General features: G+C 35.6%; 19 protein-coding genes and 1 pseudogene. 15 read left to right on the top strand and 5 right to left on the bottom strand.

Annotated features, from left to right (window positions below):
* Positions 1-252 precede the first annotated feature (252 nt).
* The 4 genes from CSE16_RS20180 to CSE16_RS20160 all read left to right on the top strand — a co-directional run bounded on the left by CSE16_RS20180 (position 253) and on the right by CSE16_RS20160 (position 2,835).
* A complete protein-coding gene (locus CSE16_RS20180) occupies positions 253-783 on the top strand; it encodes a GrpB family protein (RefSeq protein WP_099425524.1) in 531 nt (176 codons plus the stop codon).
* A 397-nt stretch (positions 784-1,180) separates the two neighbouring features.
* On the top strand, positions 1,181-1,666 hold the full coding sequence (locus tag CSE16_RS20170) for a tetratricopeptide repeat protein (protein WP_099425522.1): 486 nt from the start codon (positions 1,181-1,183) through the stop codon (positions 1,664-1,666).
* A gap of 45 nt (positions 1,667-1,711) precedes the next feature.
* Entirely contained in the window at positions 1,712-2,182 is a 471-nt protein-coding gene (locus tag CSE16_RS20165) for a DinB family protein (protein ID WP_099425521.1), read from the top strand.
* A gap of 296 nt (positions 2,183-2,478) precedes the next feature.
* Positions 2,479-2,835 (top strand): hypothetical protein, encoded by a 357-nt coding sequence (locus CSE16_RS20160; protein WP_099425520.1) that lies wholly within the window; start codon positions 2,479-2,481, stop codon positions 2,833-2,835.
* Between the two features lie 139 nt (positions 2,836-2,974).
* Here the strand turns inward: CSE16_RS20160 and CSE16_RS20155 are convergent, their stop codons facing one another.
* Entirely contained in the window at positions 2,975-3,838 is an 864-nt protein-coding gene (locus tag CSE16_RS20155; RefSeq protein WP_253896127.1) for a 5'-methylthioadenosine/adenosylhomocysteine nucleosidase, read from the bottom strand.
* A gap of 291 nt (positions 3,839-4,129) precedes the next feature.
* Here CSE16_RS20155 and CSE16_RS21615 point away from each other — a divergent pair, with 291 nt between their 5' ends.
* The 6 genes and pseudogenes from CSE16_RS21615 to CSE16_RS22100 all read left to right on the top strand — a co-directional run bounded on the left by CSE16_RS21615 (position 4,130) and on the right by CSE16_RS22100 (position 6,508).
* Complete coding sequence (locus CSE16_RS21615) at positions 4,130-4,324, top strand: hypothetical protein (RefSeq protein ID WP_099425519.1); 195 nt, start codon at positions 4,130-4,132, stop codon at positions 4,322-4,324.
* Positions 4,285-4,605 (top strand): annotated as a pseudogene (locus CSE16_RS20145) (histidine phosphatase family protein); the annotation flags it as partial. The gene CSE16_RS21615 and the pseudogene CSE16_RS20145, both read left to right, overlap by 40 nt.
* A 57-nt stretch (positions 4,606-4,662) precedes the next feature.
* A complete protein-coding gene (locus CSE16_RS20140; protein ID WP_172954410.1) occupies positions 4,663-5,109 on the top strand; it encodes a GNAT family N-acetyltransferase in 447 nt (148 codons plus the stop codon).
* Positions 5,110-5,424: 315 nt separating this feature from the next.
* Positions 5,425-5,829, top strand: coding sequence for a DUF948 domain-containing protein (locus tag CSE16_RS20135; RefSeq protein ID WP_157764868.1), 405 nt, complete (start codon positions 5,425-5,427; stop codon positions 5,827-5,829).
* A gap of 418 nt (positions 5,830-6,247) precedes the next feature.
* The gene (locus tag CSE16_RS22105) at positions 6,248-6,370 is read left to right on the top strand and encodes a hypothetical protein (protein ID WP_256376306.1); all 123 of its coding nucleotides are present in this window, start codon (positions 6,248-6,250) and stop codon (positions 6,368-6,370) included.
* Between the two features lie 15 nt (positions 6,371-6,385).
* Positions 6,386-6,508: a hypothetical protein gene (locus CSE16_RS22100; protein WP_256376305.1), complete on the top strand. Its 123-nt coding sequence runs from the start codon at positions 6,386-6,388 to the stop codon at positions 6,506-6,508.
* A gap of 53 nt (positions 6,509-6,561) precedes the next feature.
* Here CSE16_RS22100 and CSE16_RS20130 read toward each other — a convergent pair whose 3' ends face one another.
* The 3 genes from CSE16_RS20130 to CSE16_RS20120 are packed head-to-tail and all read right to left on the bottom strand — an operon-like array spanning position 6,562 to position 9,015.
* On the bottom strand, positions 6,562-7,716 hold the full coding sequence (locus CSE16_RS20130) for an MGDG synthase family glycosyltransferase (RefSeq protein WP_099425517.1): 1,155 nt from the start codon (positions 7,714-7,716) through the stop codon (positions 6,562-6,564).
* Between the two features lie 2 nt (positions 7,717-7,718).
* Positions 7,719-8,315 (bottom strand): DedA family protein, encoded by a 597-nt coding sequence (locus CSE16_RS20125; RefSeq protein WP_157764866.1) that lies wholly within the window; start codon positions 8,313-8,315, stop codon positions 7,719-7,721.
* Positions 8,302-9,015: a polysaccharide deacetylase family protein gene (locus CSE16_RS20120; RefSeq protein WP_099425515.1), complete on the bottom strand. Its 714-nt coding sequence runs from the start codon at positions 9,013-9,015 to the stop codon at positions 8,302-8,304. Before CSE16_RS20120 ends, CSE16_RS20125 begins: the two co-directional genes overlap by 14 nt.
* 185 nt (positions 9,016-9,200) lie before the next feature.
* Here CSE16_RS20120 and CSE16_RS20115 point away from each other — a divergent pair, with 185 nt between their 5' ends.
* From CSE16_RS20115 to CSE16_RS20095, 5 genes are all read left to right on the top strand, one after another.
* Entirely contained in the window at positions 9,201-9,746 is a 546-nt protein-coding gene (locus tag CSE16_RS20115) for a GNAT family N-acetyltransferase (RefSeq protein ID WP_099425514.1), read from the top strand.
* A 419-nt stretch (positions 9,747-10,165) separates the two neighbouring features.
* A complete protein-coding gene (gene ahpC, locus CSE16_RS20110; protein WP_099425513.1) occupies positions 10,166-10,729 on the top strand; it encodes an alkyl hydroperoxide reductase subunit C in 564 nt (187 codons plus the stop codon).
* Between the two features lie 323 nt (positions 10,730-11,052).
* The gene (gene ahpF / locus CSE16_RS20105; RefSeq protein ID WP_099425512.1) at positions 11,053-12,612 is read left to right on the top strand and encodes an alkyl hydroperoxide reductase subunit F; all 1,560 of its coding nucleotides are present in this window, start codon (positions 11,053-11,055) and stop codon (positions 12,610-12,612) included.
* A gap of 123 nt (positions 12,613-12,735) precedes the next feature.
* Complete coding sequence (locus CSE16_RS20100; RefSeq protein WP_099425511.1) at positions 12,736-13,032, top strand: RNA polymerase alpha subunit C-terminal domain-containing protein; 297 nt, start codon at positions 12,736-12,738, stop codon at positions 13,030-13,032.
* Positions 13,033-13,202: 170 nt separating this feature from the next.
* Positions 13,203-13,793, top strand: coding sequence for a CueP family metal-binding protein (locus CSE16_RS20095; protein WP_099425510.1), 591 nt, complete (start codon positions 13,203-13,205; stop codon positions 13,791-13,793).
* A 63-nt stretch (positions 13,794-13,856) separates the two neighbouring features.
* Here the strand turns inward: CSE16_RS20095 and CSE16_RS20090 are convergent, their stop codons facing one another.
* Positions 13,857-14,270 carry a GNAT family N-acetyltransferase gene (locus tag CSE16_RS20090; protein ID WP_099425898.1) on the bottom strand — a complete coding sequence of 138 codons (414 nt, stop codon included), beginning with the start codon at positions 14,268-14,270 and terminating at the stop codon, positions 13,857-13,859.
* Positions 14,271-14,374 lie beyond the last annotated feature (104 nt).

Here is a 14,374-nt window from a genome sequence, read left to right as displayed (position 1 = left end):
CTTTGGGTTACCCCAAATGGCGAAAATTTAGAGATTGTTACGGATAATCATAAACAAGTGAAATTAACAAAGCAAGATCCACAAGCTTGTATGAAATTTTAACAGGGGAAGAATTGAAAAAGTAATGTACTGTTTGCCAAATTTTAAATCGAAATTAACTCCACGTAATGATGATGTACGATTTAATAATAGACTTGTGTAGCGTACTGAAGTTTCATTTATAATCTTATACAAATGTAGGGGGAATGAAAGGTGAGACTTGGTTTGAACAATGATGAAGTTTTACTTGTGCCTTATGATGAAGCTTGGAAAGTTGAATTTACGCGAATTCAAGACGAGCTTTTGAGTTGTACAAAATTAACAAGTAATCAGATTGAGCATATTGGAAGTACGTCAATTGAAGGAATACGAGCAAAGCCAATTATTGATATTTTAGTTGGGGTAGAAAATTTAGAAACACTTGAAAGACCTTTCTTCAAAGACTTAGAGAAGGCTGGATTTTATAAATTGCGAGTGGTGCGTCCAAATGAAATTGTTTGTGCTAAATTTTTCGATGAAACGTTTCAAGTGAAAACGCATTTTATTCACATTGTTCAGTATGAAAGTGTGAAATGGCAGCAGTTAATATTTTTCAGAGATTACTTAAAAAGAAATGAAGAGGCTAAAAAACAGTATGAGCACTTAAAGGAATCCTTTTTTCAAACGGACTTAAGTGGCATCAATTCCTATACAGATTATAAAGAACAATTTGTAAAATCTATTTTTGAGAAAATGAAACTATGAATATGTACGGTCGTTTTTCCGTAGAATTAAGTTTACGCAATTGTATGATTGCTATTTTGCGGATTACTTAAAGGAGCTGATCATTTGATTTCCATTTTAGAAGATATACAAGAGCTAGCCCTTCTGATTATTATCCTTTCTAGCGCCATGTATTGTAGGCAACTAAAACTTACAAAGTGGAGAAGAAAGCTTACTAAAGGCGAAATGACCATGTATATTCTTACTTCAATCGCTCTTCCATTATACGCGGTTCTCTATTTGGCTTTTCTTTTGGGAGATTAATAATCATTTTAATTATTGGTTTAAAATTGTGAATGAATTTGATGATAACTTTGATGGACATCTATTAAAAACGGTGCGAATGGTGCTGAGTTTGGAAAGGGGATATTAAAAGGTAATGAAAGCACAACTTGAATTAGCGATTAAATTAAGACAAGAGGGGGAATTAATTGAATCCAATCAACTATTATTAGAAATGATTAATAAAGAACCACAAGATGCTTATTTAAATTACCAATGTGCATGGAGTTTAGATGTGTTAGGTGAAGAATCAAGAGCTGTTCCATTCTATGAAAAAGCCATTCAAAATGGGTTAGCTGGAGAAGACTTAGAAAATGCACTTTTAGGACTTGGTAGTACATACAGAACATTAGGTGAATATGAAAAATCAAGGGAAGTATTCCAACAAGGAGTCACCTTATTTCCTAATAATCGAGCGATACAAGTGTTTTTTTCGATGACTTTGTACAATTTAAATGACCATAAAACAGCTATGGAATTTTTACTAAAATGTTTAGTAGAAACGACATCAGACGCAAACATAGAAAATTATAAAAGGGCAATTGATTTCTACGCGGATAAGCTGGATGAAGTTTGGAATTAATTTTGAATACCTCAAAAACAATAAGTCAGGTAGGTGTTGATTAGCATGCTTTTAGAAAAGAAAAGTGTAATAGCGCATTTAGAATATTCTATTGATTGGGTAGAAAGCTTAATAGAATTAAATGAAAATGATTGGCGGAAACCAGTTGGACTGGACAAATGGTCGGTAGCAGAAGTAATTGGTCATTTTAAACCGTGGGATGAATTTATACTCAATCAACGCGTACCTTATTTATTTCAACAAGCTGGTTTACCAAAAGCACCGGATACAAATATTTTAAATAATGAATCCGCAAAAATTTCCAGAGAAAATACAAAGGAATTCATCATTAAAGAATTTGTAAATGCTCGGAAAAGGCTGGTAAAAAATCTAACAGAGGTAAAGGATGAGTTTTGGGAAGATGAATTTATGCTTGGTTCATTCGAATTTACGTTAGCAAGTTATTTTAATGGATTAAAGGAGCATGATATAAAGCACTTTCAACAAATCGCAGGAGTAGTGGATATTGAATGGTAAAAAAGAGTACTAAGTTTATAAATTTTTTCCGAAAGTATGAAATTGCTGGGTGAAAATAATATAGTTAATTGATGGACGGTATGAGTATTTTTTTCATTTCATCTTTTCTAGACCTAGCATCGTTAATGTATGGAGAGGGTGGTGCAAGTAGCTAAAAAATCTATACAGTTAAGGGATTCCCCTAATTCCGCCAGTGTGCAATCCCGACCAAAGTGCAACACAGCCCCTTAAATTAGAAATTCTACAAAAACATTCGTATAATTTACTTAACGACGTTTTGAAAAGGAGTTTAGTAAATGAAAACATTTAGCTTTAAGTTATTTGGCGGTTACAACATTTACATAGATCAAAAAGAGATGAAGATTGAATATTTGGGTGAGAAATGGTGGATTATTACAAAGGCAAAGCCACGTACGAAAGTGATTCCGTTTGAAGGAATTTCACGAGTAGACTATAAAGAGTCTGGCATGACATTCGGTTATGTGCGTCTAATTACGAATGAAAATATAGAATATCCAAGTAGCTCCTATGTGGCGCAGCATGATGAAAATGCATTTATGGTCGAAAAGGATGAACTGGCCAAGTTAAACGAAGTGTTGGATTTACTGAAGAAGCATAATAAAAAAATAGAGTTTGCCCATTTAAAAGCGTAGCCTAGTGCTAGGCTTTTTATTTTGGTATGTAAAAATGATGATAGTCATATTGAGGGGGGGGGATGGACTTATATAAAACGTAAAAGGGAGACCTTTACTGCTTATTCGCAAGCAAGGGACTCCCTTCATAGTTGAACGATTACATATTAGTGTTAAAATCTTTAATCATTTGTTCAATCATTTGGCTCGCGTTTTCAGCTGCTACTCCGACGAAGTCAACATATTTAACATTCGATTCACCGTTAGCATCATCTGAAATTGCACGAATAATTACAAATGGGATGTTATTTAATTGCGCAACATGTGCAATCGCTGCACCCTCCATTTCTACTGCATATGGAGCAAATGTTTTTGCGATTTTTTCTCGTTGTTCATTACTTGCAATAAATTGGTCCCCACTTGCGATTCGGCCTTTGAAAACATGAATATCCTCAGATAACGCTTTTGCTGATTCTTCTGCTAGTTGAATTAATTTCTCGTCAGCTGTAAATACACTTGTTTCCATTCGAGAAATAACACCAGGCTTTTCCCCTAGTGCAGTAATATCTACGTCATGTTGAATAGCATCAGTAGATATAACGATATCTCCTACTTTCACATCCGGGTTTAGTCCACCGGCAACACCTGAGTTAATAAGGTAGTTTACACCGAAATGATCCGCTAACACTTGTGCACATGCCGCTGCATTGACTTTTCCAACACCCGATTGCACTAGTACGATATTTTCTCCATCTAATGTACCTTGATAAAACTCCATTCCTGCAATCTTTTTAGTATTTTCAATTTCCATTTTCCCGCGAAGGATTTCAACCTCTTCACTCATCGCACCAATAATACCAATTACTTTTTCATTCGTTTGTTTGTTTTCACCTATAGTTGTATCTGCACCCTTTTCGCTTACTGAAGATTCATCGTTATTCTTCACATTGTCTGAACAACCAACCATCATTAAAACCAACATTAAAAGAGTGACAACATATTTAACATTTGATTTATTCTTCATTAAAATTCATTCCTCCTAATACACCTAAAACACGAACATTAAAATCATTTGATGTAAAGAATGTTCGCATTTCCTTCGATAGTATATAACAGCAATTGAATAGTTGCAATAGATTATTATCATAAAACTACTTAAATTTATTAACTTTTTCCAACAGAGGTTCTCTACTTTTATAAGTGCAGCTTCAAACCCTGGCTAACACCTCAATGAGTAATGAAGTTCTATCATGTGTAGAGAAAATATTTCTCATATGTAAGGGTAAATATAGTTAATTAACCAATATGTAGGGGAATGTGGGCGTTTATTGTTGAATTTAATATTGCGAAGCCACATTTCTCTATTGCTCCTGAAGGCGAGGGGATTGACTGTTTCGATGAAGAAATTATGCAAGCCGGCTATGAACATAGAAAGAAATATATTAAGATTAAGTGGGATAAAAATGGAAATTGTCCGAACAACCTGTTGAGAATTTTAATTTGGCAATAACAAAAGTTTGGGAGGAACCTACCTTTGCTTGGGAAGGTAGTGAGTCCAATATTACTGCCCAAAAACGGGGAGTTAGGGCTACTCTAAAAATAATAGAAGCTTATAAAGGTAAAAATATTGTTATAGGAACGCATGGTAATATACAAGTTCTTATTATGAATTATTTTGATAGAAAATATGATTTTAAATTCTGGGCTAACCTTGATATGCCGGATATTTACAAACTAACTTTTGAAAATGAAAAGCTAAAAGAAGTTAACCGAATATGGTATAGGGGATAATTGATTGCCCCAATCTAGTGCATATAATAATAAATCTTAACTATGGGGATGGGAATAATGGAAATAAAACGAGTTTTAGAAAATAAAAAGCAGTTTATAGAGTTGTTGCTGCTAGCTGATGAGCAAGAAAGTATGATTGATTGTTATTTGGATAGAGGGGATCTATATGTTTTAGAGGATGATGGAGTGAAGGGCGTATGTGTTGTGACAGATGAAGGGGACGGTCATTTTGAAATCAAAAATCTTGCTACGGACCCTTTACATCAAAGAAAAGGCTATGGCAGGAAAATGATTCAAGCTATGTTTGCTCATTATCAACAAAAAGGGCATACGATGCTTGTTGGAACAGGGGACAGTCCTTTAACAATACCTTTCTATGAATCATGCGGTTTTATTATTTCACATCAACTTGAAAACTATTTCATAAAAAATTATGATCATCCTATTTTTGAAAATGGCAAGCAATTAAAGCATATGGTTATATTGAAAAAGGACTTAAAATAAATCCCCCATTATTTCAATTATTTGTACGGGAGAGAGAAAATAATTCCTAAGTTGATGGTTCAAATTGTTGTGGTATGTTTGTTTTTAACAGGAGCGATGGCCACTGTGCAGGCGCAGCTTTTTACAGATGACTTCAATCAATACATTAATTTCCAATCAAATAACGATAGGTTTTGAAGATGGGAAATTTCATCCAGAGGCATCGTTAAAAGATTGTCTATAAAATTTGAAATTATGTTATGTGAATAAATTAGCAAGTTCCAGGGGAAATGTATTAAGATAAAGGAAAATGCAAAAGGAATGGGAGGCGTTTTGATGAATGTGTGGCTTTTAGCGACAGTCATTGTTCTTATAGTGGCAGTCATTGTGTTTGTAGGATGCATCGTCGCTGTTATTTTTCCATTAAAAAATGTAATTACCGTTATTTTGGCGCATATGCAAGGCATTCAAAAGCAACTTGAGGGAATCCAAACGCAAGCAATTGCATTGACTGCGACGATGGATAAAATGAAAACGGATATAGACTATAAAAAGCAATCGTTTCAATCCGTTGTCCAATCAGTAAAAGATGTTGGAACGGCATTGAATGAGCTAAATGATTCCTCGCAAAAAGCGACAACAGCTGTTGTGAAGCAATTTCAAAGTGATGAGGAAAAGCAAGCGCAAGTAAAACGATGGACGGATACAGCAATAAGCTTGTTAAATCGCAAGGCGAACTGAAAAACTGACTGTTCGAAAAATCGACATAAACAATTGAATAAAAAATGCCACATCAAGTGTAAAAATGATGTGGCATTTTTTAGTGTGTATAACGAATTTAGCACCATAAAAATTGAATAATTAAGGAAAAGTGGATCGATGAAACCTCTTGCGTTCTGTACTACAACAGAAGTTGCTCGTTTGGGAAGTAATTTACTAAAAATGAGCTTTAGACCTTGAAAATACTGATGTCACAAAGTGTTCAAAGAAAGTGCTACAAATATGAATACATTGTGAAATTGTCAACAAATCACTTTCTTTTTATAAAAATCGGAGTAGAATAGGAATCAAGAAACATGTTATATAACAATTAACAAAGTCATTGGGTAATGTAAAAGTGTTCTAGTACACAATTTGGATGTAAAAGGAGAAATGAATCATGTGGATAGTAACGGTATTTAATAATCAAAACGATATTCGTATGTTCGAATACACAAGTAAAAATGAGGCAGCACAAAAATTAGCAAAATACACAAACGCGGTATTATCATATACAAACTAAAAGGAGCGAATACACATGTGGGTAGTAACAGTATTTAATAATCAAAACGACATTCGTATGTTCGAATATACAAGTAAAAACGAAGCATCACAAACATTAGCGAAATATACAAACGCAGTATTATCTTTTACAAACTAATTACGAGAAAGACCTGAGTTCGAAATTCGAATTCAGGTCTTTTTTTAACTTGACTATGAAAGCAAAGCAAGACGATTGAACGGCTCACAATGATAAGGCTGCTTTGCATGTGGCAAATTCCCAAGTATTTTGTGTATCAATTCTGCCAAATGCAAATCAAAATCTTGCTCATACATTTGAATTGCACGCTCAAATTTTTTCATCTCCGTTTCATTATTTAAAATGCTGTATACCTCTAACAAGGAATGGTCGCAGTCGGTAGTTTGAAAAACGAGCTGTGCAGGAACTAAATAATCCATATTAATTTGCTCTTGACCAGGTAATTCGGATTCGATGAAAGTCGGAATTTTTTTCGAAAGAGCCTCTGCTACTGTTACACCACCAGGCTTTGAAATAATGGCATCGACCTGATCATAAAGAGCGTTCATCTGTTCGCGGCTCTCAATATAAGAGAGTGGTGTCACGTTAGGGAGTGAAAGATTTTGAAGCTCCTGTAATAATTTTCTGTTGTTTCCACATAGTACGGAAAACTGAGTATTTCTTAGCCCACAGCATTGGTTGACGAGCGATTTGATATTGCCTAATCCACTATTACCGCCCGCGATTAAAATATGTAACGGGTGCTTTACTTTACGTTTTGTAACAGGACGAATTTCTGGGTGAATGGGAATGCCTGAAATGACGATTTTTTCTTCTGCCACATGAAATTGTTCCATTAAATGTTTGGCTACATGTGTAGAGGGTGCTAAATGTAAATCAACACCATCCTTTGCCCAAACACCACTAGTAAAGAAATCTGTATAGGCATTAATAATCGGAACTTGGGTTTTCCCGGCCTGCTTAAGACGACTAGCGGCATGAGATGGAAAGCTATGTGTACAAATGATTGCCTCTGGTTGTTTTTCCAAAATGATTTTCTCAAGTGCCTGCTGCATCATATATTCAAATGGCTGAAATAACCGAACTTGATAGTCATTTGCATTAAAATTCTTCTTATAAAAACGACTGTAGGAATTAGGATATTGCTGAATCCATGTTAAATAGCATTTAGAAACAATCCGTTCCAATCTTGGCAATGTGTAATGAAAAATATCAATTTTTTCTACGCTAACATGTGGATTTTGCTGATAAATATGCGCTTCTAATGCATCCGCCACCTGATGATGCCCAGATTTCATTTGCATAAAGGGTAGAATTAGAATCATCATTTTCACGTCCTTTTACGAATTAAGATTTTTTTTTTAAGAAGATAGTAAATTCCGAACAGTAGCGCAATCCCAAGCCCGATAAGTGGTAAATATTTATATGGAATATGAAATAAATTGCCGGACATGTAGCCTAATGTAATAAATGGCACTGTCCAAAGAAGTGTCCCAATGAAGCTATAAAATAAAAAGGAAAGCACAGGAATATGAGATAACCCTGCAATATAAGGGTTCATCTGCCTAGCGCCTGGGATAAAAAAACCAATGACTAGTGCCTTTTTATAATTACTTTGATATTTTTCTTGCCAAGCCTGAGCTTGAAATGTATTGAGTTTTAATTGTTTTACCACTTTTTGAAATACGGGCGCCCCTGCATAACGCCCAATGCAATATGCGACAACCATGCCGAGATATGCGCCTAAAAGTGCACCCATAACTGAGGTCATGCCATTCAATTTTTGCGAGTGAATGAAAATCCCAATAATGAATAACAGTGTTTCTTCAGGGGCAGGGATGCCAACAATACCAAAGAACAAACAAATAAAGATGATAATTGCCCCGTATTGCTGTATAAGATTGAGAACATTTTCAACTGTGAACATACTGCCTCTTCCAATCATGCGGATTTGTAAAAGCTTGTCCTTCTTGCATAGCTTGCTCTAAAAAGTGATGTAATGTTTGTAGCATATGGGCAGGTGCATCTTGATCCGCTCCGAAAGTTTGACCGCAATCATGTAAAACATAAATCGCCCCATCGCATCTTGCCTGATGAAGCTGCTGGAGTAATGAGGTTTTGCATGTTTGCACTTTCCAATCACCGAAAATAGAAGTCCACATCATGATTTGAAAATTATTTGCGTTTTTAAGTGTTGCCGCATTGAAATGCCCCCAAGGCGGACGATAAAGTGAGACATGCTCATTTGTAATGCTCTCTAGGATTTGCTTGCTCTTAAATAATTGTTTTATTTGCATAGCTGGTGTCATGAAAAAGCTTGATTGATGCGTATAGTGATGGATGCCAATAACATGTCCTTCTGCCTGCATTCGTCTAATGAGTTCTGGATGTTGTAATGCTTTTTTTGCAACAACAAAAAATACTGCGTTAATTTTATACGTTTTTAGTAAATCTAATAGTAGCGGTGTATATTGTGGGTTTGGACCATCATCAAACGTCAATAATAGACCATTTTGTGATGTAGTTTTTACAATTCGTTTAGAAAAAGTTCGAATGAAAATAGTTGGTAATACGGTGTAGCAAGCCACACTACCGAATGCACCTAGGCCTAGTATGATTTTTTTCATTTGCACCCCCTGAATTTCTATACCCATTACAAGTGAAAGTATGAGTAGCCTGAAAAATCCTTTCATGAAGTCATGTACCAATAATTTGTTTATATGTATGTATATGAAAGAAAATTCTAAATTTACCGTATTATAATGTAAAAATATGTTACAATTTCTATCAACTTACAGGAGGAGGGGTTTGGATGTTTACATACAAAATAGATGAGGAGCTAGCATTAAAGCTCGTAACAATTCAAGATGCACCGAGAATTTTTGAATTAACGGACGTATCTCGCACTTACTTAAAACAGTGGCTCCCATGGCTTGATACAACGAAAACGGTACAAGATACGGAAAATTACATCAAATTTACACATCAAATTTTTGCGAATAATAAAGGGTTAAATACAGCGATTATCTATAAAGGAGAAATCGTTGGTATTGCAGGATTTAATGACATAAATTGGTCGAACCGTACAGCATATATTGGCTATTGGTTAGGGGAGCCTTATCAAGGTTGTGGCATAATGACGCGTGTTGCGAAAGCACTAACGGAGTATGCATTTTCAGAGTTGAAATTGAACAAAGTCGAAATTCGCGCGGCAGAAGGTAATAGTAAAAGTCGAAGTATTCCGGAACGATTAGGCTATGTAAATGAGGGTTGTATCCGAAGTGCAGAATGGTTATATGATCATTACGTCGATCATGTCGTATACGGGATATTGGTAAATGAGTGGAAAAACCAATAAACTACCAAAAAATATTAACAAATAAACTCTCCATTTTCAAAAGAGTTAGTAGTAAGTGAGAATGGAATAAAGAATTGTCCTAATTTATACTGGGCAGTTCTTTTTTTTATTGAATAAAAAACAAAATATCAACAATTCAAACTGTATTGACAGAATATCGCCTTTTAGTAAGAAAATTTAACTTTTATTAGAATATTCTTGTTCGATTGCAATTTAAATGTCGGATTCTCAATTGAAGTTGTGTATAAAAAAGGCACTGTTGTCACAGTTTATTCTTATATAATCAACGATTTTGGTGATTTGAACACTGAAGGTTGACGAATAATCGATAATATAAGATAATTTTAAACGGTAATAATAATTATTTTATAATAATTATAAATACGATAAACTTTTCTATTATTAGGAGGAAATAACACATGGCTTTAATCGGTAAAGAAATTCAAGCATTCTCAGCAAAAGCTTTCCAAAAAGGTGAATTCATCGACGTATCTTCAGAAAACTTCAAAGGACAATGGTCAGTAGTATGCTTCTACCCAGCAGACTTCACTTTCGTTTGCCCAACTGAATTAGAAGATTTACAAAATGAATACGCTGCATTAAAATCTTTAGGCGCAGAAGTTTACTCAGTATCAACTGATACACATTTCACGCACAAAGCATGGCATGACACTTCTGATGCAATTGGTAAAATTGAATATATTATGATTGGTGACCCATCTCACACAATTTCTAAAGCTTTCGATGTTTTAAATGAAGAAGATGGATTAGCAGAGCGCGGTACGTTCATCATCGATCCAGATGGCGTTGTACAAGCATTAGAAATCAACGCAGGTGGTATCGGCCGTGATGCTTCTACTATTTTAAACAAAATTAAAGCAGCACAATACGTTCGTAACAATCCAGGTGAGGTTTGCCCTGCTAAATGGGAAGAAGGTAGCGCAACATTAACTCCAAGCTTAGACTTAGTAGGTAAAATCTAAGTTCTTTCGATAAGAAAATAAATCCTGTAGCAACACTTTAGCTACAAACAAAGCAAGCGGCAAAGAACAATCATTGTGATTGATTTTTGTCGCTCTGTTTTTAAATGGATAACATCCCGTATCATTTTGTGCTAGAAGAGGTATTCTAATTCTTAACAAAGTTCTATTTTTTTTAGGTATTACTCTCTGCCTTTATTTTGAATTGAAATGAGGTGAAAAGCTGACTGTATAGAGAGTGAGGTACTACTGATTCCTTTAAATTGCCCAAATAGTAGGGGCGTGAAAATAAAAATAATCGGTGGAAATCATGCAGCAGCGAAAACATGTTAGATAATCAAATTAAAGCACAATTACAACAATATTTAACAATGCTTGAAGGCGATTTAGTGTTAAAGGTAAGTGCGGGAGATGATAAAGTTTCTCAAAACTTGCTTGAATTAGTAACGGAGCTTGAGAAAATGTCTCCACGTATTACACTCGAGCATACAATTCTAGAGCGTACACCAAGTTTTAGTGTGAATAAAAAAGGTGAAGAAGATTCTGGTGTTGTATTTGCAGGCTTACCACTTGGACATGAATTTACGTCATTAGTACTAGCATTACTACAAGTTTCAGGTCGTGCGCCGAAAGTAGATGAATCGGTTATTAAACGTATACAAGCGATTAAAGAGCCGATGCATTTTGAAACTTTTGTTAGCTTGACGTGCCACAACTGTCCAGATGTTGTACAAGCATTAAATATTATGTCTGTATTAAATCCGAATATTACGCATGTAATGGTCGAAGGTGGCGCGTTCCAGCATGAAGTAACAGAGCGTGACATTATGGCTGTACCAACTGTATTTGCAAATGGTAAGAACTTTGCAGGTGGTCGAATGGATATTGAAGAAATTTTAAATCAAATTGGTAGTAAATCAGATGGCTCTGAATTTGCTAACGTTGAACCGTTTGATGTGTTAGTTGTTGGTGGTGGTCCTGCGGGAGCTGCAGCGGCCATTTACTCAGCGCGTAAAGGAATTCGCACAGGAATCGTATCAGAGCGCTTCGGTGGGCAAGTAAATGATACATTATCAATTGAGAATATTATTGGGACAAAGGCAACAGAAGGCCCAGCATTTGTTTCAAACTTAGAAGCTCATGTTGCCGATTATGCGATCGATGTGATGAAATCTCAGCGTGCAGCGAAAATTGAGAAGAAGGATTTCGTGGAAGTAACGTTAGAGAATGGCGCGGTATTAAAAGGGAAAGCAGTGATCCTTTCTACAGGTGCGCGCTACCGTCAGCTTGGTGTACCTGGTGAGCAAGAGTTTAAAAATAAAGGTGTTGCATACTGTCCACACTGTGATGGTCCTATTTTTAAAGGGAAAAATATTGCGGTTATTGGTGGCGGTAACTCTGGCGTTGAAGCGGCAATCGACTTAGCGGGTATTGTTAACCACGTTACTTTACTACAAGGCAGTGAAGAACTAACAGCGGATAAAGTTTTACAAGAACGTGTACGTAGCTTGAAAAACGTAACGGTTATTACGAATGCTTTCACGCAAGAAATTACAGGTACTAATAAAGTAAACGGTTTAACATATATAGACAAGGTTACAGGCAAGGAACACCATGTAGAACTAGAGGGTATTTTCGTCCAAATCGGTTTACTACCAAATACAGAATTTTTACAAGGTGCAATTACAATGAACGCACATGGTGAAATTATTGTAGATAAGCACGGCGCAACAAATATGCCAGGTGTCTTTGCAGCAGGTGACTGTACAGATGCAGCTTATAAACAAATTATTATTTCAATGGGCTCTGGTGCTACAGCAGCACTTGGCGCATTCGATTATATGATTCGCCATACATCAGGTGAATCCGAATTAATGGGCGTATAATTGAATAGAAGTAGTGGGAGCCTTCGTAAAGAGGGTTCCTTTTTTTCCTTCATTGTCCAGACATTTGATATGATTGTTGTATCAGTACTAGTTACATAAAAATAAGTTGAGGTGACGAATATGATGAAATCCGAAAAAACAGTAAGAACATGCCCACAAGGACATAATTATTATAAAAGCAGTGACTGCCCAACATGTCCTGTTTGTGAAGCAGCGAAAAAACCAACAGCGGGATTTTTAGCAACACTTTCAGCACCTGCAAGAAGAGCGTTGGAGCATGAAGGAATTACGACGTTAGAACACTTATCGGGGTTTTCAGAAAAGGAAATTTTGAAGCTACACGGTGTTGGACCGGCAACAATGCCTACATTAAGAAAAGCACTACAAGATGCCCAACTCGCTTTTCTAACTAAAAAGTAGATGTTGACTAAGGGACCGAAAAAAAATTTAGCGTTAAATGAAAGACAGATCAAGCGCTATTAAGTACGAGATATGTTTTTTCCTTTACGTGAAGTTCACCAATTTTCCACAACAATTTCAGACAGTTTGATTTACAATGAGTTGGATAAGGCTAGAAAGGGGATATTTTAATGAAGATTAAATTATTATCAGTAGCATTGCTCGCGGTAGGTATACTCGCAGCATGTGGTGAGGAAAAAGGGACAGAGGGAGGACAATCTCCAGCACCAGTAGAACCTTCTACGTCACAACCTGAAACTAAAGAACCTACAACGACACAAGGGCAAACAGAGGATATTAAGGCATTAGTAGCAAGTTATAGCTCGAATAAAATAACAGATGAGCAAGCTTCGATTACATCAACACAGTTAATCGTAACGGATAAAGATGGTAATGAGACGACATATGATTTACCAGAGGAAGAGTTTTTCGTTTCGATTGCACCGTATATTAATCAAACACATCCATGTACAAACCATAGCTTAACAGGGTGTCAAGGTGAATTAGTCAGTAAGGAATTTGATGTATTTATTGAAAATGAAAAAGGAGAAATCATTGTAGACGAGAAACTTACGACGTTAGAAAATGGTTTCTTCGATTTATGGCTACCTCGTAATCAGGTATACATTATTCAAATCGAGCATGACGGTAAAAAAGTAGAGGGTGGATTTACAACTTTTGAAGAAGATGGTACATGCATTACAACATTACAGCTTTTATAATGGGGATATAGCCCGTTTAAGAAGCACACAAAAACGCTCGGAGAATATCCGAGCGTTTTTTGGTTATTTGTTTGAAATTCCAGATTGCATTTCATAATTCCTTACGAGCATGCCGTTTGATTTTATCATTCCAAAGTTTTCATAGTAAGGAATTAAGTTATCATCACAGCACAGATCAATCATATAAATATCATCAAGTTCTTTCAACAAGCGTTTTACTAATTCCTTGCCAATACCTGTGTTTTTATACGCTGGTAAAACTTCAAGGAACGGAATGTAGGCTGATAGAACGCCATCACTAATTGCAGTTATAAATCCAACAACTTGATTTGTATCTTCATCGAACGCAATGACCACTTTATTGCTATTTTTCAATAGTTTTAAGTGCGTTTGTGGATTTGGAGGATTAGGCCAATCCACGAAAAAGCCATTCAACATAGTAGACGAAATGCCAACAACATCATTTTTGTATATCATCATATATCAGCTCCTAATTAATTAATACAATTATGAGATAGATGATATATTTCAAAAGTACAGTAACAAAATGTAACCTCCAAACATTTCTTAGACTATTTTAA

It is taken from the genome of Solibacillus sp. R5-41, assembly GCF_002736105.1.
GTDB lineage: Bacteria > Bacillota > Bacilli > Bacillales_A > Planococcaceae > Solibacillus.
This window is presented reverse-complemented; position numbering and strand designations above follow the sequence as displayed.

Bases quoted from the DNA above. Each gene is read 5' to 3' on its own strand.
- CSE16_RS20170 (WP_099425522.1), top strand. From the start codon at position 1,181: ATGAAAGCACAACTTGAATTAGCGATTAAATTAAGACAAGAGGGGGAA.
- CSE16_RS20165 (WP_099425521.1), top strand. From the start codon at position 1,712: ATGCTTTTAGAAAAGAAAAGTGTAATAGCGCATTTAGAATATTCTATT.
- CSE16_RS20160 (WP_099425520.1), top strand. From the start codon at position 2,479: ATGAAAACATTTAGCTTTAAGTTATTTGGCGGTTACAACATTTACATA.
- CSE16_RS20155 (WP_253896127.1), bottom strand. From the start codon at position 3,838: ATGAAGAATAAATCAAATGTTAAATATGTTGTCACTCTTTTAATGTTG.
- CSE16_RS21615 (WP_099425519.1), top strand. From the start codon at position 4,130: ATGTGGGCGTTTATTGTTGAATTTAATATTGCGAAGCCACATTTCTCT.
- CSE16_RS20140 (WP_172954410.1), top strand. From the start codon at position 4,663: ATGGAAATAAAACGAGTTTTAGAAAATAAAAAGCAGTTTATAGAGTTG.
- CSE16_RS20135 (WP_157764868.1), top strand. From the start codon at position 5,425: ATGAATGTGTGGCTTTTAGCGACAGTCATTGTTCTTATAGTGGCAGTC.
- CSE16_RS22105 (WP_256376306.1), top strand. From the start codon at position 6,248: ATGTGGATAGTAACGGTATTTAATAATCAAAACGATATTCGTATGTTC.
- CSE16_RS22100 (WP_256376305.1), top strand. From the start codon at position 6,386: ATGTGGGTAGTAACAGTATTTAATAATCAAAACGACATTCGTATGTTC.
- CSE16_RS20130 (WP_099425517.1), bottom strand. From the start codon at position 7,716: ATGATGATTCTAATTCTACCCTTTATGCAAATGAAATCTGGGCATCAT.
- CSE16_RS20125 (WP_157764866.1), bottom strand. From the start codon at position 8,315: ATGTTCACAGTTGAAAATGTTCTCAATCTTATACAGCAATACGGGGCA.
- CSE16_RS20120 (WP_099425515.1), bottom strand. From the start codon at position 9,015: ATGAAAAAAATCATACTAGGCCTAGGTGCATTCGGTAGTGTGGCTTGC.
- CSE16_RS20115 (WP_099425514.1), top strand. From the start codon at position 9,201: ATGTTTACATACAAAATAGATGAGGAGCTAGCATTAAAGCTCGTAACA.
- ahpC (WP_099425513.1), top strand. From the start codon at position 10,166: ATGGCTTTAATCGGTAAAGAAATTCAAGCATTCTCAGCAAAAGCTTTC.
- ahpF (WP_099425512.1), top strand. From the start codon at position 11,053: ATGTTAGATAATCAAATTAAAGCACAATTACAACAATATTTAACAATG.
- CSE16_RS20100 (WP_099425511.1), top strand. From the start codon at position 12,736: ATGAAATCCGAAAAAACAGTAAGAACATGCCCACAAGGACATAATTAT.
- CSE16_RS20095 (WP_099425510.1), top strand. From the start codon at position 13,203: ATGAAGATTAAATTATTATCAGTAGCATTGCTCGCGGTAGGTATACTC.
- CSE16_RS20090 (WP_099425898.1), bottom strand. From the start codon at position 14,270: ATGATATACAAAAATGATGTTGTTGGCATTTCGTCTACTATGTTGAAT.